At 56.4% G+C, this 18,084-nt stretch carries 20 protein-coding genes; 18 read left to right on the top strand and 2 right to left on the bottom strand.

Features of this window, described 5'->3' with window-relative positions; translation table 11 throughout:
* Positions 1-159 precede the first annotated feature (159 nt).
* From HUV30_RS01765 to folE2, 3 genes are all read left to right on the top strand, one after another.
* Positions 160-825, top strand: coding sequence for a class I SAM-dependent methyltransferase (locus HUV30_RS01765; protein WP_174403674.1), 666 nt, complete (start codon positions 160-162; stop codon positions 823-825).
* A 148-nt stretch (positions 826-973) separates the two neighbouring features.
* Complete coding sequence (nikR, locus tag HUV30_RS01760) at positions 974-1,393, top strand: nickel-responsive transcriptional regulator NikR (RefSeq protein WP_174403673.1); 420 nt, start codon at positions 974-976, stop codon at positions 1,391-1,393.
* 4 nt (positions 1,394-1,397) lie between these two features.
* Entirely contained in the window at positions 1,398-2,168 is a 771-nt protein-coding gene (gene folE2 / locus HUV30_RS01755) for a GTP cyclohydrolase FolE2 (RefSeq protein WP_174403943.1), read from the top strand.
* 268 nt (positions 2,169-2,436) lie between these two features.
* Here the strand turns inward: folE2 and HUV30_RS01750 are convergent, their stop codons facing one another.
* Together HUV30_RS01750 and mnmL are read right to left on the bottom strand one after the other, a co-directional pair.
* Positions 2,437-2,946: a methylated-DNA--[protein]-cysteine S-methyltransferase gene (locus tag HUV30_RS01750; RefSeq protein WP_243452031.1), complete on the bottom strand. Its 510-nt coding sequence runs from the start codon at positions 2,944-2,946 to the stop codon at positions 2,437-2,439.
* Positions 2,943-4,001 carry a tRNA modification radical SAM protein MnmL/YtqA gene (gene mnmL, locus HUV30_RS01745; RefSeq protein WP_174403672.1) on the bottom strand — a complete coding sequence of 353 codons (1,059 nt, stop codon included), beginning with the start codon at positions 3,999-4,001 and terminating at the stop codon, positions 2,943-2,945. The genes HUV30_RS01750 and mnmL overlap by 4 nt, the downstream gene beginning before the upstream one ends.
* A 92-nt stretch (positions 4,002-4,093) precedes the next feature.
* Between mnmL and HUV30_RS01740 the strand changes: the two genes are divergently transcribed.
* From HUV30_RS01740 to HUV30_RS01670, 15 genes are all read left to right on the top strand, one after another.
* The gene (locus HUV30_RS01740) at positions 4,094-5,131 is read left to right on the top strand and encodes a rod shape-determining protein (RefSeq protein WP_269891801.1); all 1,038 of its coding nucleotides are present in this window, start codon (positions 4,094-4,096) and stop codon (positions 5,129-5,131) included.
* A 28-nt stretch (positions 5,132-5,159) separates the two neighbouring features.
* Positions 5,160-6,014 carry a rod shape-determining protein MreC gene (gene mreC / locus HUV30_RS01735; RefSeq protein ID WP_174403671.1) on the top strand — a complete coding sequence of 285 codons (855 nt, stop codon included), beginning with the start codon at positions 5,160-5,162 and terminating at the stop codon, positions 6,012-6,014.
* A gap of 39 nt (positions 6,015-6,053) precedes the next feature.
* Positions 6,054-6,542, top strand: a complete 489-nt coding sequence (locus HUV30_RS01730; RefSeq protein ID WP_174403670.1) for a hypothetical protein — start codon at positions 6,054-6,056, stop codon at positions 6,540-6,542.
* Positions 6,526-8,322: a penicillin-binding protein 2 gene (mrdA, locus tag HUV30_RS01725; protein ID WP_174403669.1), complete on the top strand. Its 1,797-nt coding sequence runs from the start codon at positions 6,526-6,528 to the stop codon at positions 8,320-8,322. The genes HUV30_RS01730 and mrdA overlap by 17 nt, the downstream gene beginning before the upstream one ends.
* The gene (gene rodA, locus HUV30_RS01720) at positions 8,319-9,434 is read left to right on the top strand and encodes a rod shape-determining protein RodA (protein WP_174403940.1); all 1,116 of its coding nucleotides are present in this window, start codon (positions 8,319-8,321) and stop codon (positions 9,432-9,434) included. The genes mrdA and rodA overlap by 4 nt, the downstream gene beginning before the upstream one ends.
* Positions 9,435-9,495: 61 nt before the next feature.
* Entirely contained in the window at positions 9,496-9,867 is a 372-nt protein-coding gene (locus tag HUV30_RS01715; RefSeq protein WP_174403668.1) for a bactofilin family protein, read from the top strand.
* Between the two features lie 206 nt (positions 9,868-10,073).
* The gene (locus HUV30_RS01710) at positions 10,074-10,490 is read left to right on the top strand and encodes a F0F1 ATP synthase subunit B (protein WP_174403667.1); all 417 of its coding nucleotides are present in this window, start codon (positions 10,074-10,076) and stop codon (positions 10,488-10,490) included.
* A gap of 30 nt (positions 10,491-10,520) precedes the next feature.
* Positions 10,521-11,090: a F0F1 ATP synthase subunit B gene (atpF, locus tag HUV30_RS01705; protein ID WP_174403666.1), complete on the top strand. Its 570-nt coding sequence runs from the start codon at positions 10,521-10,523 to the stop codon at positions 11,088-11,090.
* Positions 11,087-11,638, top strand: coding sequence for an ATP synthase F1 subunit delta (gene atpH, locus HUV30_RS01700; RefSeq protein WP_174403665.1), 552 nt, complete (start codon positions 11,087-11,089; stop codon positions 11,636-11,638). The genes atpF and atpH overlap by 4 nt, the downstream gene beginning before the upstream one ends.
* Before the next feature lie 4 nt (positions 11,639-11,642).
* Entirely contained in the window at positions 11,643-13,151 is a 1,509-nt protein-coding gene (gene atpA / locus HUV30_RS01695; RefSeq protein ID WP_174403664.1) for a F0F1 ATP synthase subunit alpha, read from the top strand.
* Positions 13,152-13,166: 15 nt separating this feature from the next.
* Positions 13,167-14,048, top strand: a complete 882-nt coding sequence (locus HUV30_RS01690; protein ID WP_174403663.1) for a F0F1 ATP synthase subunit gamma — start codon at positions 13,167-13,169, stop codon at positions 14,046-14,048.
* A gap of 19 nt (positions 14,049-14,067) precedes the next feature.
* Positions 14,068-15,474 carry a F0F1 ATP synthase subunit beta gene (atpD, locus tag HUV30_RS01685; RefSeq protein ID WP_174403662.1) on the top strand — a complete coding sequence of 469 codons (1,407 nt, stop codon included), beginning with the start codon at positions 14,068-14,070 and terminating at the stop codon, positions 15,472-15,474.
* A gap of 20 nt (positions 15,475-15,494) precedes the next feature.
* A complete protein-coding gene (locus HUV30_RS01680) occupies positions 15,495-15,896 on the top strand; it encodes a F0F1 ATP synthase subunit epsilon (protein WP_174403661.1) in 402 nt (133 codons plus the stop codon).
* A gap of 240 nt (positions 15,897-16,136) precedes the next feature.
* On the top strand, positions 16,137-16,961 hold the full coding sequence (locus tag HUV30_RS01675; RefSeq protein WP_174403660.1) for an AraC family transcriptional regulator: 825 nt from the start codon (positions 16,137-16,139) through the stop codon (positions 16,959-16,961).
* Positions 16,962-17,092: 131 nt separating this feature from the next.
* The gene (locus HUV30_RS01670; RefSeq protein WP_174403659.1) at positions 17,093-17,956 is read left to right on the top strand and encodes a DMT family transporter; all 864 of its coding nucleotides are present in this window, start codon (positions 17,093-17,095) and stop codon (positions 17,954-17,956) included.
* Positions 17,957-18,084: the final 128 nt, after the last annotated feature.

Below are 18,084 nucleotides of genomic sequence, written 5' to 3'. Positions count from 1 at the left end.
GACTGCGCCCGCAAGGTGCGCTATGCAGTCGCACCGCACGCAGGGGCGGTTATTCTGCTATTCGTTGCCTCCGTCGCAAGAGGTGCAGAGAGCCCGGTTAACGGCTTGCCATGAACGTTTTTTGTTCGGCCGCATCCGCTCAGGGCTGTAAGGAGTGCTATGACCGGACTCAAGGAATATACCCCGCAGATAGATCTGCAATTGTGCGGCAGGCACTGGAGGCTCGAACGGGCCGCCGATCTGGAATCGTTGTGGGAATCCATGGGCGATGACGAGTTCGGTGATGACGAACGCCTTCCGTACTGGACCGAGCTGTGGCCTTCCAGCATGGTGCTTGCTGAATGGCTGTATGTCCGCCGTGGTGAGCTCGCCGGAAAGCGTTGTCTGGATATGGGGTGCGGGCTTGGCCTTACCGCGCTGGTCGGCGCATGGCTGGGCGCTGATATGGTCGCCATGGACTACGAACCGCAGGCGCTGCGGTTTGCCGCGCGCAACGCGCTCATCAACGATGTTCCCTCTCCTCTCTGGACAGTCATGGACTGGCGATACCCTGCCGTGGCCATGCACGCCTTTGCATATGTATGGGGCGGCGACATCATGTATGAGCGCCGTTTTGTGGAACCTGTGCTGGCGTTTCTGGAGCATGCGCTCGCATCCGATGGTGTGGCATGGGTGGCGGAACCGAACAGAAATGTGTACATGTATTTCCTCGAACAGCTGGACCGGCGTGGCTGGAAGGCGCACAGGCTCTCCATGGAACAGACGCAGGCCCTGTACGAACAGCCCGCGGCGGTTACCGTGAGCCTGTGGGAGCTGCGCCGTTGATGCGCAGCAGTTTTTTGTGCTACGATCCGCGCGGTGACCATGCGTATTGTCACTGCACAGGAGAGTGCGCGCGATCCGGCGTTTTCTGCCGGACAGAATATTTCAGGAAATGCCGCCTTTCATAACGAGTAACTCTACAGGAGACTCTATGGGCCAGACCATCCGATTCGGTGTGTCACTCGACTCCGATCTGCTGGAGAAATTCGATAAGCTGTGTGAACAGCGTTGCTATCAGACCCGTTCGGAAGCCATCCGCGACCTTATCCGCAATACGCTGGTGGAAGAGGAGTGGAAGGACGATACCCGCGAAATCGCGGGAACCCTCACGCTGGTGTACGACCACCACAAGAGCGATCTTTCCCAGAAGCTCGTCGAGATTCAGCACGATCATCATGACGTGATAATCACCTCGCTGCACGTGCATCTGGACCATTACAACTGCCTTGAAGTGCTGCTGCTCAAGGGAGACGGCAACGAGGTGCGCACCCTCGCCCAGAAGCTCGTTTCCACCAAGGGCGTGAAGCACGGCAAGCTCACCTTGGCGACAACAGGACAGGACCTTGTCTAATTTCATGGAAGACGTACAGATGAGCCCCGCTCAGGTGGCTATGGCTATTGACCGTGTGGGCGTCCGCGACCTGCGCCTGCCCATTGTCATCCGCGACCGTGCACGGGGTGCGCAGCATACCGTGGCGCGCGTAGATATCGGGGTGGACCTGCCTGCCGAGTTCAAGGGCACGCATATGAGCCGCTTTGTGGAGGCGCTGGAAGGATGGGCGGAAGAGCTTGATTACGACAGCATGCGTAATCTGCTGCTGGACATCAAGGACCGTCTGCATGCGCGCAAGGCGTATGCGATGTTCCGTTTCCCCTATTTCCTGAACAAGAAGGCTCCGGCCAGCGGCCGCGGCGGCCTGATGAACTATAAATGCCAGCTTACCGGTGAACTGAAGGGCGACAAGCCCTCCTTTCTGCTGGAAGTGGACGTGCCGGTCATGACCGTATGCCCCTGTTCCAAGGCCATATCCGACGAAGGTGCGCACAGCCAGCGCGCCCTTGTGCGTATGCAGGTGCGCATGCGCGGGTTTGCGTGGATTGAGGAGTTCATCGAAATTGCCGAGGCGTCTGCCTCTTCGCCTGTTTATTCCCTGCTCAAGCGCGAGGACGAGAAGTTCGTCACCGAAGCCGCGTTTGCCTCCCCCACCTTTGTGGAAGACGTGGTGCGCAGCGTGGCGCAGAAGCTGGAAGCGCATCCGCAGGTGAGCTGGTTCCGCGTGGAGGTGGAGAGCTACGAATCCATCCACAACCACAGTGCCTTTGCCACCATTGAGAAGCATACCTAGATTGAGAAGCATACCTAGCGTTTTCGGAACGTATGTAAAAAAAGCCCGCAGTCTTGAGACTGCGGGCTTTTTTCAGGTTACTGACAAACCTTCGTTTTCAACAAAGCCACATTCCCGTTAAGCCGGAACTGAGGTCCTGAAACGGATTTTCATCGCGTATACGAGGTGCAGGAACGCTAGGTTCCTGCCCGGCGGAGCCAAAAATACCGGAAATGACGTTGTCAGCAGTTTGAAAAACGCCCGCAGTCACAAGGCGGCGGGCGTTAATTTACAGATATCCTTCAAGGTGCAGCAGGTATTCTTTCAGGGGAATGCCCCCTGCGCCGGAAAATCCTGTCATGGTTCCGCCGGAACCTATGACCCTGTGGCAGGGAACGATGAGCGGCCAGTGGTTGCGACGCATTATCTGACCCACGCCGCGTGCCGCGCCGGGACGTCCGGCCATGGCGGCAAGCTCGCCGTAGGTCACTGTCGTGCCGGCGGGTACAGACATCAGTCGGGTGAGCACCTCCTGCGTAAACGGCGTGCATCGCTGCATGGCAAGGGGCATGTCCGGCCATGTGACAGGGCGGCCCGCCACATACTCCTTCAGCTTTGCGAGCAGAACTTTGCCGGTGGCAGTCAATTCGTTTTCAGGGGTGTCCTGCCTCTTTTCATCTTTCCATGAAATTGCCGCTTCAGCCAGTTGCTGTCCGACCCAATTCAGCGTAAGGCGTAGCCGCCCCGCCGAAATGGATTCTACGAGCATGTTGTCCGTGGTCATGGTATACGTCTTCATACGAGCGGCTCCGTGATGTCAAAATCCAGTTCCGGGGCAATGGCGCGATACTCCCGTTCCCATTCCTTCTGCAGTGCAACCGGCAGGTTGCGGCGCAGGGTGAACCACAGGGGGGGGCGTTCGTTGCCGGTGCCGGGGGTGCCCAGCGCCTTGCCCTGCCATGTATTGCTGTTTTGCAGCCCCGTGGCAATGGCGGCAAGAATGCCGGTTTTGGTCGACGGCCAGACCGGAGCAAGCAGTTCACCTTCCGAAGGGTCCCCTGTCAGTCGCTGGATGACAATTTCAGGACGCAGACGGGGAATGGCCCGCACCACGGTATCAATATATACATCCTCGTTCAATGGGGTGTAGCCGCCTTGCCGCCATTCTTCGGCCAGCGGGGTGTGCTCGGCCACATAGAGGCTGTGGAACTTGATTCCCTGCACCGGCAGGGCGTTGACCCTGTCTATGGTGTGCAGGAAGTCATCTGTTGATTCGCCGGGCAGCCCGGCGATGACGTGAACGCATGTTTTCAGCCCGCGGGCATGGGCCATTCGGACGGCGCGTTCGAAACAGGCAAAGTCGTGCCCCCGGTTGATGCGTTCCAGGGTTTTGTCCTGCGCGGATTGCAGGCCCAGTTCGAGCCATACCTCGCGTATGGAGGGAGCCGTTGCGGTGCGTGCGATGAGGTCGAGTCGTTCCTCGTCCACACAATCGGGTCTGGTCCCTATGGACAATCCTGCCAAATCAGGTAAGGCTTCGATTTCCGCGAGGGTTTTTTCGAGTTTTTCGAGGGGCCCATATGTGTTGGAAAATGATTGCAAATAGGCTATGAAGGTCGCGGGACCCAGCGAGCGGCTATACCGCTCGCGCCAAAAAGCCCATTGGTCCTGAAGGGTTGTGCCTTGCAGGCCCATTCCGGAACCGGACCCTCGCGGGTTGCAGAAGATGCACCCGCGGGTGGAGAGGGAACCGTCCCGATTGGGGCACGTGAAACCGGCATCGAGCGGTATTTTTTGCACCCGCTGACGAAAACGGTGTCGGAAGTAGACGGACAATTGGTGGTATCTATTCATGCCGGTACTGGGTTACAATTTCGGGTGTCTGTGGTGAGTGATGGTACTCTGTCCTGATACCCATTCCTTTTGAACGAAGCAAGCGAGAGAATATGGCAAAGATACTGGATTTTTTTCTTGGGATGTTTTCCAACGACCTGGCTATTGACCTGGGAACCGCCAACACCTGCGTCTACGTGAAGGGGCAGGGGATTGTTCTGCGTGAACCCTCCGTCGTGGCGGTGAAGAAGGATGCCCGAGGCAACACCGTTGTCCTTGCTGTCGGACATGACGCCAAGCGCATGCTCGGCCGTACCCCCGGTAACATTCAGGCCATCCGGCCCATGAAGGACGGGGTTATCGCCGATTTTGAAATAACCGAAGCCATGTTGCGCCACTTTATCCGCAAGGTGCACAATAACCGTATCGTGCATCCGCGAATCATCATCTGTGTGCCTACCGGCATTACGCAGGTGGAAAAGCGTGCGGTAAAGGAATCTGCCCAGAGCGCCGGCGCGCGTGAAGTATATCTTATTGAAGAACCCATGGCAGCTGCCATCGGCGCCAACCTGCCCATTCAGGAGCCTACCTCCAACATGGTGGTAGACATCGGCGGCGGCACCACGGAAGTGGCAGTCATCTCGCTCTCCGGCGTGGTGTATTCCAAGTCCGTGCGTGTGGGCGGCGACAAGATGGATGAAGCCATCATGACGCACGTTAAGCGCAAGTACAACATGCTCATCGGTGAATCCACCGCAGAAGAAATCAAGATCAAGATCGCATCCGCCTATCCCATGGACCCCGAGGAAACTCTGGAAGTGAAGGGCCGCGACCTTGTGACGGGTATTCCTCAAAACATCATCATTACTTCCGAAGAAGTCCGCAAGGCAATCTCCGAACAGGTGGATTCCATCGTGCAGGCCGTGCGCATTGCACTGGAACAGACGCCTCCGGAACTTGCGGCGGATATCGTGGACAGGGGTATCGTGCTGACCGGCGGCGGCGGACTCCTGAAGGGATTGGACCAGTTGCTGCGCGAGGAAACCTCGCTGCCCATAACCGTTGTGGACGATCCGCTCTCCACCGTTGTTATCGGCACCGGCAAGGCGCTGGACAATCTGGATATTCTCAAGGAGGTAGCGGTCGATTAACGCTTCCTTTTCAAAGCGTCTTTTCATTTTGCTGGTACTGGCTTTGTGCCTGTATCTGACCCTGTTCACATGGAACCTGCGTACCGGGTATGTGGACAAGCTTGCCACACACACCGGACTGGAATTTACCGGTGCGGTGCTCAAGCCGGGCAAGTGGGTCAGAGATCAGGTGGTGGAGTTCTGGGATCATTATATTGACCTTGTGAGTGTGCGCAAACGTAACGACGAGCTTGAAGCGCAACTCAAGGAGGCCATGTTTTCCCTTGCCGAAGCGAATGAAGACAAGGCGGAAGTTCTTCGTCTGCGGTCCCTGCTGTCCGTTTCCGCTCCCGCCGGTTGGGAGCGGATCGGGGCGCGCGTTATCGCGCACCGGCTGGGCGTGCAGGCAGAGCTTGAATCAATCCTGCTGGATAAAGGCTATCTCAAGGGATCTGGCGTCCGAACCCCGGTGGTGACACACGAGGGGGTGGTGGGCCGCGTTTTCCGCGCGGGACCATACACCTCGTCCGTTCTGCTGCTGACCGACCCGAACAGCCGTATTGCTGTGGTCAGTCAGGACAACAGAACCCCCGGCATCGTGGTGGGACTCGGACCCAGAAGTCAGCTTGAGATGCGTTACGTTGCGCTTAACGCGCCGCTTGGAGTTGGCGAACTGCTTGTCACTTCAGGGCAGGCAGGAGCCTTTCCCAAGGGGCTGCCCGTTGCACGCATTGTATCCATTGAATATTCCGATATATCCCTGTTCCAGAAGGTAATGGCCGAGCCCCTTGCCAATCTGGACAATCTTGAAGAGGTTCTGCTGATCGGCAACACTGGTGATGTGGAAGCCTTTGACCAGCAGTCTCTTGATACGCAACAGGAAGACGATGCCCAGAAGCAGTAGCGGTTTCTCCGTGGTGTCCCGAAAAAGGATGCGGCGATAATGCAGGGTTCTCAGCCTTCGCTCTTTCGCTCGCTGATCTGGTGGACCGTATATTCGGTATGCGGCGTATGGGCCATGTATCTTGTGCCCGGAGTCGATTTTCTGTTGCCCGGCCTGCTGTGTTCCATGCAGGAAGGGAACAAGGCCCAGACCATCTGGCTCATGCTGCTGTTTACCCTGATACAGGAGGGGGCCGGTCTGCTTGCTTTCGGTCCCGGTCTCCTGTGGTACGCAATGGCCTGTCTTCTCTTTTATCTGGGTCGCAGCCTGTTTGAAGCAGAGAATATCGTGTTCATCCTCATCCTTTCCGCTGCCATGGGGGCAGGACATGTGGTCATAGGCATTACCATGCGGCATCTGCAGGACGTTGCCATTCTGCTGCCGCGTCTGGTGAGCGATGGCTGTCTCAATGCCGTGATTATTCCTCTGGTGTGGTTTGTGGTGTTCCGTCTGCGCGAAAGAGAGTTGCGTAATGTCAATGCAGCTTGATCCGGAAGGCTATCAACCACCGCGAGGCGGGTTGCTGTTGCTGCAGGGGCTGGTTCTCCTGCTGTTCTTTGTTTTTTTCCTCAGATTCTGGTTCCTGCAGATACACAAGGGAGACGAGTTTGCCCGTCTGGCCCGTGAAAACAGGCTGCGTCAGGAGCGTATCGATGCTCCCCGCGGACTTCTGCGTGCAAGCGGGGGCGAGTTGCTTGCCGAGAACCGTCCCGCCTATGCCCTCGGGCTGGTCCGTGAAGACTGCAAGGACATCGCCTCTACCATTGCTCAGGTGAGCCACTGGACCGGCATCCCCGAAGAGACTCTCTGGGCCAAGTATTTCAAGGACAAGCCGAGGGTCAAACCCTTCCAGCCGCTGGTGCTTGTTTCTGATGTGCCCTTTGACCTGCTTGCACAGATCGAATCCAACCGCATGCTCTGGCCGGGGCTGGAAATAGTCATACGGCCGAGGCGGTTCTATCTGCAGGGGCCGCTCTTTGCCCATGTGCTCGGGTATGTGGCGGAAGCCAACGAAAAGGAACTGGAAGAGAATTCCGATCTTGCGCTCGGCGATGCCGTGGGCAAGCAGGGGCTTGAGCTGGTGCTTGAAAACAGGTTGCGGGGCAACAAGGGCCTGCAGCAGCTGGAAGTGGATGTCATGGGCCGTGAGCTGAACCGCAAAATGGTGCAGGAACCCATGGCGGGCGATTCCATTCTGTTATCTCTGGATTTTGAGCTGCAGCGCATTGCCTCGGAAGCCTTCGAGGATCAGGCCGGCGGTCTTGTGGTCATGGACCCTGACACCGGCAAGCTGGTTGCGCTGGTAACGCAGCCCAGTTTCGACAACAACGCCTTTGCCGCAGGGCTTTCCAACAAGCAGTGGAGTGAACTGCGCGACAACCCCTATTTCCCTTTGCAGAACCGTGTCATCCAGTCTGTGTATCCTCCCGGATCGGTGTGGAAGATTCTCATGGCCGGTTTGCTGCTCAAGGAAGGGATAGACCCGCGCGAAACAGTCTTCTGCAACGGGGAATTTTATCTGGGCAAAACCTTGTTCCGCTGCTGGAAAAAGCATGGGCATGGCAAGGTCGATATGGCCCGCTCGCTGATCGAATCCTGCGACGTCTATTATTATGAAATGCTGAACAAGATCGGCGTGGACAAGATGGAAGCGTTTGCCAAGGCCAACGGGTTTGGTGAACAGACCGGTCTCGGCTTGCCCCATGAACGTTCCGGCCTTGTCCCTTCCCGCGACTGGAAGCGCAAACGTTTCGGCGAAGCCTGGCAGCGTGGTGAAACCGTCATTACCGCCATCGGACAGGGCTTTACGCTGGTAACACCAGTTCAGGTGGCCTGTTTCCTCGGCGCGCTCATGAACGACGGAAAGCTTATGCAGCCCAGCCTGCTGGCAGACAGTGAGCCTGTGGTGCGCAGGAGCATTCCGTTGAACGAGGCCCAGCGCCTGTATCTGCTGGACGCCATGCGCAGAACCGTTGAAGACCCGCGCGGCACGGCAAAGCGTCTGCGTACGCCCGGTGCCGATATCGGCGGAAAAACCGGTACGGCGCAGGTGGTCAAGCTGAAGCTGAAGGCCAACAACGAGCGCCAGAAATTTGAAGAAATGGAATATTGGGAACGGGACCACGCATGGATGGCTGCATGGGGCAGCAAAGGCGGCAAACGGTATGTTGTTGTCTGCATGCTTGAGCATGGCGGACACGGCGGCTCGGCAGCGGGCCCCATCGTGAAAAAGGTCTTCGACCACCTGTTTGCCGAGGAGCATGAATAATGGCCATAGACAGACGACTGCTCACCCATATGAACTGGGGACTCGTCCTCATGACGTTCATCCTGTTCTGTGTGGGCGTGCTCAATCTCTATTCCGCCAGCGCCTTCATGTCGGAAGAGGGCATCGCCATGAGCTCCTTCTATCAGAAGCAGCTTCTCTGGGGCGGTGTGGGTCTCGGGGGCATGCTGCTTGCCATGGTGCTCGACTATCGGCACTGGCGCAGTCTTGCGTGGCCCATGTTCATCCTTACCGTGGTGCTGCTCGCCATGGTGCCTGTGGCGGGTAAAACCATCTACGGCGCAAAGCGTTGGATCTCGCTCGGATTTTTCAATCTCCAGCCCAGTGAGATTGCCAAGATCGCGGCCATTCTCATGGCGGCAAAGCTGCTGGCCCGTAATTCGCATCCTCTCGGCTGGGGAGAATTCATCAAGGTCGTGGGCATATGCCTTATTCCGGCCGTGTTCATTCTCAAGCAGCCGGACCTTGGCACCACGCTGAACATGCTGCTCAACGTGGGTGGTATCATCCTGTTCCGCGGACTGAGCAAGGGGGTATTCAGAACCTGCCTGATTGCGGGGCCCGCCTGCCTGCCCTTGGGCTGGATGTTCATGAAGGAATATCAGAAGCAGCGTGTGCTCACATTCCTCAATCCCGGCGATGATCCTCTGGGGTCGGGGTACCATATCATACAATCGCAGATAGCCATCGGTTCGGGAGAAATGTGGGGCAAGGGCTTCATGGAAGGCACACAGTCGCAGTTGCGGTTCCTGCCTGAAAAGCATACCGACTTCGCCTTTGCCGTGTTCGGGGAAGAGTGGGGCTTTGTGGGGTGTCTTATCCTGCTCGTGCTTTTCTGTCTGTTTCTGCTCGCCATCTTCAATACGGCAAGAGATGCGAAGGACCGGTTCGGCTCTTTTCTCTCCGCAGGCGTGTTCTTCTATTTCTTCTGGCAGTTTCTGATCAACATGGGCATGGTCATGGGGCTCATGCCGGTTGTCGGCATACCCTTGCCCTTTATCAGTTATGGTGGTAGCGCCACTTTGGTTAACTTCTGCCTCATCGGTTTGGTATTGAACGTTTCCATGAGGCGGTTTGTCTTTAAAACTAACTGACCCGTGCTGGCGGGTAGTTGAATTTTGTTTGTATTCTTCTGTCACAAATAAGGAGCGACCAATGGCCAGAGATGAAATCAATGCCTTTCTCGGTTCCGGAACCGTGTATCAGGGCAAGTTGAATTTCCAGGGCTCGGTGCGCATAGACGGCGTTTTCAACGGCGAAGTGCATTCCGAGGGAACCCTCATTATAGGCAAGGACGCTCGAGTCGAAGGGCAGGTGCGTGTCGGGCAGCTCGTCTTGTCCGGTCATATACAGGGCGAGATAATCGCCACCAAGAAGGCCGTGCTGCATCGCACTGCCAACCTTGTGGGCAGTCTGCATTCTCCCGTCCTTATGGTTGAAGAAGGCGCAAAACTGGAAGGCCGCATAGCCATGCAGACCGTTCCTTCAGCATCCGGTGACGACGATTCTGATCAGGAAACGAAATAGTTCCGCAAATGAAGATGGATACAAAAAATAGCCTCCCGATATGGGAGGCTTTTTTTGTATCCAAAATGATAACAGCGAGATATCCGGAGTTGATTGAGTGCACAGTAACCAGCTTTTTTTAAAAAAGGTTTTGACACAACACTATGAATCAGCTAATTCGGGAACCACTTTGAGCTTAAATTCACAACCTCACTAAGGGAGCAGGCATGATCAATCTGGATATTACATTGCTTATCCAATTGGTGAACTTCCTCATCGTGCTGGTTGGCTTGAACGCTCTCCTGTTTCGTCCGATTCGGGAGATCATCAAACAACGGCAGGATAAGATGTCGGGTCTGCTGGGCGATGCTGAACAGTTTGTTGGTTCTGCGGAAGCGAAACTCAAGAACTATGAGGCTGCCCTTACCGAAGCACGCAAGAACGCCACCGCTGAGCGTGAAAAGGTAAAGGAAGCGGCACTCGTCCAGGAAGCTGACATCCTCGCCAAAGCCAACCAGGAGGCGCAGGCTGTAATTTCCGCTTCTCGGGAAAAAGTGGCCGCCGACGTCGCCAAGGCTATGGAGACTCTCAAGGGCCAAGTGGGCGCCCTTGCTGGTAAAGCCACGGCCAAAGTGCTCGGATAACCACGCGCAAGCGTTGAAGGAGGGTTCGCTTTGAAAGGGCTTAGAATTCTAACCGGTGCATTGGCGCTTACACTGTTCTCAGTGGCTGTTGCCTTCGCATCCGAGGCCGCGGGTGGCCACGAGTTGCCTTGGGGTAACTTTGCAGCCCGCGTCGTCACCTTTGCCGTGGTGGTAGGGGTCATCTGGTTTAAGGCTGGCAAGAAGATCGTGGGCTTCTTCTCCGGTCGCCGCACTGGCATTGAGCAGGAACTTGCGGACCTTGAAACCCGCAAGACCCAGGCTCGCAAGAGCCTTGCCGATGTCGAGCAGCGTATTGCCAACATCGAGGCCGAGCGTAAGGAAATTATCGCTGAGTACCGTGCTCAGGGTGAGCGTATCAAGGATGCCATCATTGCGAAGGCTGAACAGACCGCTTCCCAGATTACGGCACAGGCCACCAAGACCGCTGAGACAGAAGTGAAGCAGGCCGTTGAGCAGATGCGTGCTGAAATGGCCGAACTCGTTGTCAGTGCCGCCGAGAAGATGCTCGCGGAAAAGCTGACTGTCGAGGATCACGAAAAGCTCATCGATAAATACTTAACGAAGGTGGTGCTCAATTGACCGGCAATATCGTAGCACGCAGATACGCCAGGGCACTCTTCTCCATCGGTAAGAAAGCCGGTGCGAAGGAACTTGATTCCTTCGGACAGGAACTTGCCTCCCTGGCGAAGGCCATTGAAAGCACGCCTGAACTTGGCAAGGTGTTCCGCAACCCGATCTTCTCTCAGGAAGAAAAGCACGCGGTCATCGAAAAGGTTCTCGAAAACGTCAAAGCTAGCACGACCGTCCGCAACTTCTGCTTCCTGCTCGCGGAAAAAGGTCGTCTTGCTCTGATTCCTGACATTCAGGCGTTCTACAACATTCTGCTCGACGCTGAGCAGGGAGTTGTACGCGGCGAGCTCGTCACCGCAGTGGAACTCCCCAAGGCAAAGCGCGACGAGGTAAAAACCCAGCTGGAAAAACAAGCCAACCAGAAGCTCATCCTGGACTTCAGCGTTAACAAGGGCATCCTTGGTGGCGTTCTGCTGAAGATCGGCGACCAGGTGCTTGACGCGAGCCTCCGCGCTCAGCTGGGAATCTTGAAAGAAAACATCAAGAGGGGTGAGTAGGGCCATGCAGATTAAAGCAGAAGAAATCTCCAAAATCATTGAAAGCCAGATCGAGAATTACGAACAGCGCGTCGAAATGAGCGAAACTGGTACCGTACTCTCCGTTGGTGACGGTATCGCTCGTGTTTACGGTGTACGTAATGCCATGGCCATGGAACTTCTTGAGTTCCCCGGCGGCCTCAAGGGCATGGTTCTCAACCTGGAAGAAGACAACGTGGGTGTCGCTCTTCTCGGTTCTGACACTGGCATTAAGGAAGGCGACCCGGTAAAGCGTACCGGTCAGATCTTCTCCGTTCCCGTTGGTGATGCCGTTATCGGTCGCGTTCTCGACCCCTTGGGTCAGCCCATTGACGGTCTGGGTCCTGTTGAATCCAAGGACATCCGTCCCGTGGAACTCAAGGCTCCCGGCATCATCGCACGTAAGTCCGTTCATCAGCCCATGCCTACCGGCATCAAGGCTATCGACGCCATGACCCCCATCGGTCGTGGACAGCGCGAACTGATCATCGGCGACCGTCAGGTCGGCAAGACCGCAGTTTGCATCGACGCTATCCTTGCTCAGAAGGAAACCGGCATCAAGTGCTTCTACGTGGCTATCGGCCAGAAAAAGTCCACCGTTGCTCTGGTTGCCGACACTCTGAAGAAGTACGGCGCCATGTCTTACACCACGATTATCTCCGCTACCGCTTCCGAGCCTGCACCGCTGCAGTTCATCGCTGCTTACTCCGGCTGCACCATGGCTGAATACTACCGCGATAACGGCCAGCATGCTCTGATCATCTATGATGACCTTTCCAAGCAGGCTACCGCATATCGTCAGATGTCCCTGCTGCTTCGTCGTCCTCCCGGCCGTGAAGCATTCCCCGGCGACGTTTTCTACCTGCACTCCCGCCTGCTGGAACGCTCCGCTAAGGTTAACGACAGCCTCGGCGCCGGTTCCCTGACCGCGCTGCCCATCATCGAAACCCAGGCTGGCGACGTTTCCGCATACATCCCGACCAACGTTATCTCCATTACTGACGGTCAGGTGTATCTGGAACCCAACCTGTTCAACGCTGGTGTGCGTCCCGCAATTAACGTTGGTCTGTCCGTTTCCCGAGTGGGTGGCGCTGCACAGATCAAGGCTATGAAGCAGGTTGCAGGTACCATGCGTCTTGACCTTGCCCAGTACCGCGAACTGGCTGCCTTTGCGCAGTTCGGCTCCGACCTTGACAAGGCCACTCAGGCAAAACTGAACCGTGGTGCACGCCTGGTTGAACTGCTCAAGCAGCCCCAGTACCAGCCCATGCCGTTCAGCGAGCAGGTCGCTTCCATGTACGCTGCTACCCGCGGCTTTATGGACGACGTGCCGGTTGCCGACATTCGTAAGTTTGAAAGCGCATACATTGAGTTCCTGCGCAACGCCAAGGCCGACATCCTTGCCGACCTGAAGGCTCGTGAAGTGATTGACGCTGATATCGAAGGCCGCCTGAAAGCAGCAATCGAAGAGTTCAAAAAAACCTTCTCGGCTTAAGGACGGGGGTATCATATGGCCTCGTTGAAAGACGTCCAACTACAGATCGCTGGGGTCAAGAAGACCAAGCAGATCACCAAAGCCATGAACATGGTGGCTTCGGCGAAACTGCGCGGTGCCCAGACCCGCATAGAACGTTTCCGCCCTTACGCGGACAAGTTCTATGAGATGCTGGGTGACCTTGCCAGCAAGGCGGACGAGAATGCGCATCCGCTCCTTGAGGTCCGTGAGGAAATCAAGACCTGCTGCGTGTTGCTCGCCACCTCGGACCGCGGTCTTTGTGGCAGCTACAACGTGAACCTCATCAATGAGGCTCTCAGGGTTGCCAAGGAAAAGTCCGCTGAAGGAAAGACCGTCAAGTTCTATTGTGTGGGTAAGAAAGGCCGCGACGCCATTCGCAAGAGCGACTACGAAGTCGTGAAAGGCATTGGCGATGCAATGGGTACCTTCGATTTCAGTCTCGCAAACGAGATGGGCATGGAAGTTATCCACTCCTACCTTACCGGTGAATTCGACGAAGTCGTTCTGGTGTATGGTGAGTTTGTAAGCATTGCGAAGCAGATTCCGGTTCGCCTGGCTCTGCTCCCCATTTCTCCTGCTGCCAAGGAAGAAGAAGTTCCTGCTTCCGGCGTGCAGAAGGAGTACATTTACGAACCTGCTGTCGAGGGTCTGCTGGCAGAACTTCTGCCCCGCTTTATCAAGGTTCAGGTGTACCGTGGACTGCTCGATACCTCTGCCAGCGAACACGCGGCACGTATGGCAGCCATGGACAACGCAACCAAGAACTGCGACGAAATGGTGCAAAGTCTGACTCTGATCTATAACAAGACCCGTCAGGCAGCCATCACTAGTGACCTCATGGATATCGTCGGCGGCGCTGAAGCGCTGAAAGGATAAGTAAGGGAGCGAAATCGTTATGGCTAACGTAGGTAAAATCGTTCAGGTTATCGGCGCCGTCGTGGACGTTGAGTTCGCCGATGGCAACCTGCCGAACATTCTCAACGCGATTAAAATCGTGAACCCCAACAACACGGATGCCCCCGAGTTGATCTGCGAAGTTGCGCAGCACCTTGGTGACAACGTTGTTCGTACCATCGCCATGGACGCTACCGAAGGTCTCGTTCGCGGCATGGATGCTACTGACCTTGAATCACCCATCTCCGTACCCGTAGGTGCTGCTTCTCTCGGTCGTATCATGAACGTTGTTGGTAACCCTGTGGACGAAATGGGCCCCATTGACGCTAAGAAGCGTATGCCCATTCACCGCGCAGCTCCTGACTTCACTGAGCAGGACACCTCTGTGCAGCTGCTCGAAACCGGCATCAAGGTTGTTGACCTGCTGATTCCCTTCCCCAAGGGCGGCAAGATGGGTCTCTTCGGTGGTGCAGGCGTGGGCAAGACCGTTATTCTGATGGAAATGATCAACAACATCGCAAAGCAGCACGGCGGTATCTCCGTGTTCGCAGGTGTTGGTGAGCGTACCCGTGAAGGTAACGACCTTTACCACGAAATGAAGGAAGCAGGCGTTCTGGAGAAAGCCGCACTCGTGTACGGCCAGATGAACGAACCGCCCGGAGCACGTGCTCGTGTTGCTCTGACCGCTCTGGCTTGTGCAGAGTACTTCCGTGACGAAGAAAATCAGGACGTGCTCCTGTTCGTCGATAACATCTTCCGCTTCACGCAGGCAGGCTCCGAAGTGTCCGCACTTCTCGGCCGTATGCCTTCCGCGGTGGGTTACCAGCCTACGCTGGGTACCGACCTTGGCGGCCTGCAGGAACGTATTACCTCCACGACCAAGGGTTCCATTACCTCGGTTCAGGCAGTTTACGTTCCCGCGGATGACTTGACCGACCCCGCACCTGCCACCACCTTCTCGCACCTTGACGGTACGCTCGTTCTTTCCCGTCAGATTGCAGAACTTGGTATCTACCCTGCGGTTGACCCGCTGGACTCCACCTCGCGTATTCTTGACCCCAACGTAGTTGGTGTTGAGCACTACAGCGTAGCTCGTGAAGTTCAGATGGTTCTTCAGAAGTACAAAGACCTTCAGGACATCATCGCAATTCTGGGTATGGACGAACTGTCCGACGTTGACAAGCTCACCGTTGCACGTGCTCGTCGTATCCAGCGCTTCTTGTCCCAGCCCTTCCACGTTGCAGAAGTATTCACCGGCACCCCCGGTCAGTACGTGAAACTGGAAGACACCATCAAGGCATTCCGCGGAATCCTGAATGGCGAATACGACCACATGGCAGAAAACGATTTCTACATGGTGGGTGGTATCGAAATGGCTGTGGAGAAGTACAACAAGAACAAGGCCTAACTCAAGGGAGGTGAGCTCTTATGGATAAGTCTCTCCATCTTGAGATCGTGACGCCGGACAAAGTTGTCCTGAGCGAAGCGGTGGACTACGTGGGCGCCCCCGGTTTTGAGGGTGAGTTCGGTATCCTGCCGAACCACATCCCCTTCCTGGCTGCCCTGCGCATCGGAGTCCTGCATTACAAGGCTGCCGGCAAGACCCGCGAGGTCTTTGTTTCCGGTGGTTTTGCAGAAATCTCTGATAACAAGGTGTCCATTCTGGCTGAATCCGCCGAGCGCGCCGAAGACATTGATGTCGAACGCGCCAGCAAGGCGAAAGATCGTGCTGAAGCACGCATCGCACAGGAACGCGACAGAATCGACTACACTCGTGCACAGGCAGCGCTCCAGCGAGCACTGCAGCGCATGAGCGCAGCGCGCAAGTAGAGCTCCTGTTAAATGGACCTGCGGCGGGCCACCCGAAAGGGTGGCCCGCTTTTTTACGATCTGTTCGAGGTGATTTGATCCGGCGAGCCGGAGTCCGAATTGCTACTGTCCCGTGTCTGCCTCGCGGGTTGTGTCTGCATCAATCCGGAATTGCAGCTCCTTTGTGCCCGAATTGCGCCCTCATTGCGCCCTCATTGCGCCTTCATTGCATCTGGCTCATGTTGGTTGTATGAAACAGCCATGAAGATGCCGCATGCGACATATCATATCCCCCAAGGTCTCGCCGGGGTTGAACTGCTTTCCTGCCCCCATGCGGAAGTGGATTTTCCTCCTCATGTGCACGACGCGCTGACCATCTGGCTGAACGACTCAGGCGGGGAGTATTTCCGTTTCAAGGGCAATACTTCTGTTCTCGGTCTGGATTCCTTCGGTGTTGTCAATGCGGGCGAGGTGCACGCCAACAGCGGTGTGGAAGAGACGCCCCGCAATCTGCGGACCATCTACGTGGATATGGAATGGGCCGAGTCCTTTATGGGCGAGCCGGTCCGGATCATCGCAGACGGGCTGTATGACGATCCCGAACTGCACGACAAACTTGCCTTCATGCATGCTGCTCTGTGGTCTGCCCGTGATCCGCTGGAGAGCCAGTCGCTGTTCACGCAGGTGTTCGGGCTGATGGGCAGTCGGCATGGAGAGGGGCGCGCCTCAGTGGGCCACGAGGGAATGTTCAGCGAGTCTGAACGGTTCCGGCGTGTGCGTGAGCGCCTGCGTGATGAGTACGCCGGCGAACATACTCTGCTGTCTCTGGCGGATGAGGCCGATTGCACGCCCCAGCACCTCATGCGTCTTTTCAGAAAGCATGCAGGCATTTCTCCGCATGCGTATCTTGTCTGCCTTCGCGTGGCACAGGCCAAGCGCATGTTACGTTTAGGCTGCACCATTGCCGACACTGCGGCCGCCTGTGGATTTGCGGATCAGAGTCACTGCACCCGGTGGTTCAGAAAGCTCGCGGGAACCACTCCGGCAGCCTATCGGGCCTCTGTCCGTCCTGCGCTTCTTGCATGACAACTGCTCTGGCCTGATTACCTTCATACCCTGGCTCCCATTATGGCCTGATCAGCTTTATCGTTTGGCCACGTTCATTTTGTTCAAGACCTTTCTTCATCATTCGCACATAGAGTGCTGAAGGAGGGTCTATGCATCCACATCTGTACGCCTTTGGTGCCATTCTCTGCTGGGCGAGCCTGCCTGCCGCAACCGGCAATGCGCTGGATGGTCTTTCCATCCCTGAGCTGCTGTTTTTCAGCTTTGTTCCGGCTGCGCTGTATCTGGTTGCGCAGGAAGCGGTTCTCCGCCGTTCGTTCCGCATCCCTGTTCCCTCTCTGCGCGTGTCTCTGCTCGGCATAGCGGGAATCTTCGGCTACCACTGGGTCTATTATCTCGCCCTTGCGCATGCGCCCATAGTCGAAGGGGCCATTCTGGCGACAACATGGTCCTTCTGGATTGTCGTGATCTCCTCAGTGCTGCACTTCAGGGGCGTGCGACTTTCCACCATCGGGCTGGCCGCACTTGGCATGTACGGAGCCTATCTCGTGATCTCGGGGGGCAGGGGACTTTCCTTTGATGCTGCATATGGTGTCGGCTACGCCTATGCGTTGAGCTGCGGCCTTATCTGGAGCGGATTTTCCGTGGCGCTGTCACGCCTTCGCCCGGGAGAGGATTACATGCCTGCTTTTACGGTGTATGCGGCCTGCATCTCAACGGGCATGTTTGCAGTGCATGTGCTCGGTGCGGGCGACTATATCCTTCCATCATCCTCATCGCTTCTGGCGGCTGTCTATCTGGGGCTTGTGCCGCTTGGGCTCTCGTTTACCCTGTGGAACAGGGCCATAGTCCGGGGTAACATGGCCGTTATCGGCTATCTGAGCTACCTTACGCCGCCGCTGGCTGTTCTGCTGGTGGCTGTTGTGCGGCAGGTGCCGGTTTCCGTTTACGCACTGGCGGGGCTTGCCTGCATTCTTGTCGCAGCCGTACTCGGGCGGCGGCAGATGAGCGCCTGATAGGACTCTGTAAATCCCTGCCTGAACTTGTCCGCTCATTTTGTCACAGAGAGTACTACCTGCGCCAAAATGAGCGGACGGCTGTTTCCGGAGGGGCATCGCCTGCGGATGATGAGAGTTGTCTATCT

Source organism: Desulfovibrio subterraneus (assembly GCF_013340285.1).
Lineage (GTDB): Bacteria > Desulfobacterota > Desulfovibrionia > Desulfovibrionales > Desulfovibrionaceae > Halodesulfovibrio > Halodesulfovibrio subterraneus.
The sequence above is the reverse complement of the archived record's forward strand: the minus strand, read 5'-3'. Positions and strand labels throughout refer to the sequence as shown.

Coding starts and splice junctions, on each gene's coding strand:
- HUV30_RS01765 (WP_174403674.1), top strand. CDS start 160: ATGACCGGACTCAAGGAATATACCCCGCAGATAGATCTGCAATTGTGC.
- nikR (WP_174403673.1), top strand. CDS start 974: ATGGGCCAGACCATCCGATTCGGTGTGTCACTCGACTCCGATCTGCTG.
- folE2 (WP_174403943.1), top strand. CDS start 1,398: ATGGAAGACGTACAGATGAGCCCCGCTCAGGTGGCTATGGCTATTGAC.
- HUV30_RS01750 (WP_243452031.1), bottom strand. CDS start 2,946: ATGAAGACGTATACCATGACCACGGACAACATGCTCGTAGAATCCATT.
- mnmL (WP_174403672.1), bottom strand. CDS start 4,001: ATGAATAGATACCACCAATTGTCCGTCTACTTCCGACACCGTTTTCGT.
- HUV30_RS01740 (WP_269891801.1), top strand. CDS start 4,094: ATGGCAAAGATACTGGATTTTTTTCTTGGGATGTTTTCCAACGACCTG.
- HUV30_RS01730 (WP_174403670.1), top strand. CDS start 6,054: ATGCAGGGTTCTCAGCCTTCGCTCTTTCGCTCGCTGATCTGGTGGACC.
- mrdA (WP_174403669.1), top strand. CDS start 6,526: ATGTCAATGCAGCTTGATCCGGAAGGCTATCAACCACCGCGAGGCGGG.
- HUV30_RS01715 (WP_174403668.1), top strand. CDS start 9,496: ATGGCCAGAGATGAAATCAATGCCTTTCTCGGTTCCGGAACCGTGTAT.
- HUV30_RS01710 (WP_174403667.1), top strand. CDS start 10,074: ATGATCAATCTGGATATTACATTGCTTATCCAATTGGTGAACTTCCTC.
- atpA (WP_174403664.1), top strand. CDS start 11,643: ATGCAGATTAAAGCAGAAGAAATCTCCAAAATCATTGAAAGCCAGATC.
- HUV30_RS01690 (WP_174403663.1), top strand. CDS start 13,167: ATGGCCTCGTTGAAAGACGTCCAACTACAGATCGCTGGGGTCAAGAAG.
- atpD (WP_174403662.1), top strand. CDS start 14,068: ATGGCTAACGTAGGTAAAATCGTTCAGGTTATCGGCGCCGTCGTGGAC.
- HUV30_RS01680 (WP_174403661.1), top strand. CDS start 15,495: ATGGATAAGTCTCTCCATCTTGAGATCGTGACGCCGGACAAAGTTGTC.
- HUV30_RS01675 (WP_174403660.1), top strand. CDS start 16,137: ATGAAGATGCCGCATGCGACATATCATATCCCCCAAGGTCTCGCCGGG.
- HUV30_RS01670 (WP_174403659.1), top strand. CDS start 17,093: ATGCATCCACATCTGTACGCCTTTGGTGCCATTCTCTGCTGGGCGAGC.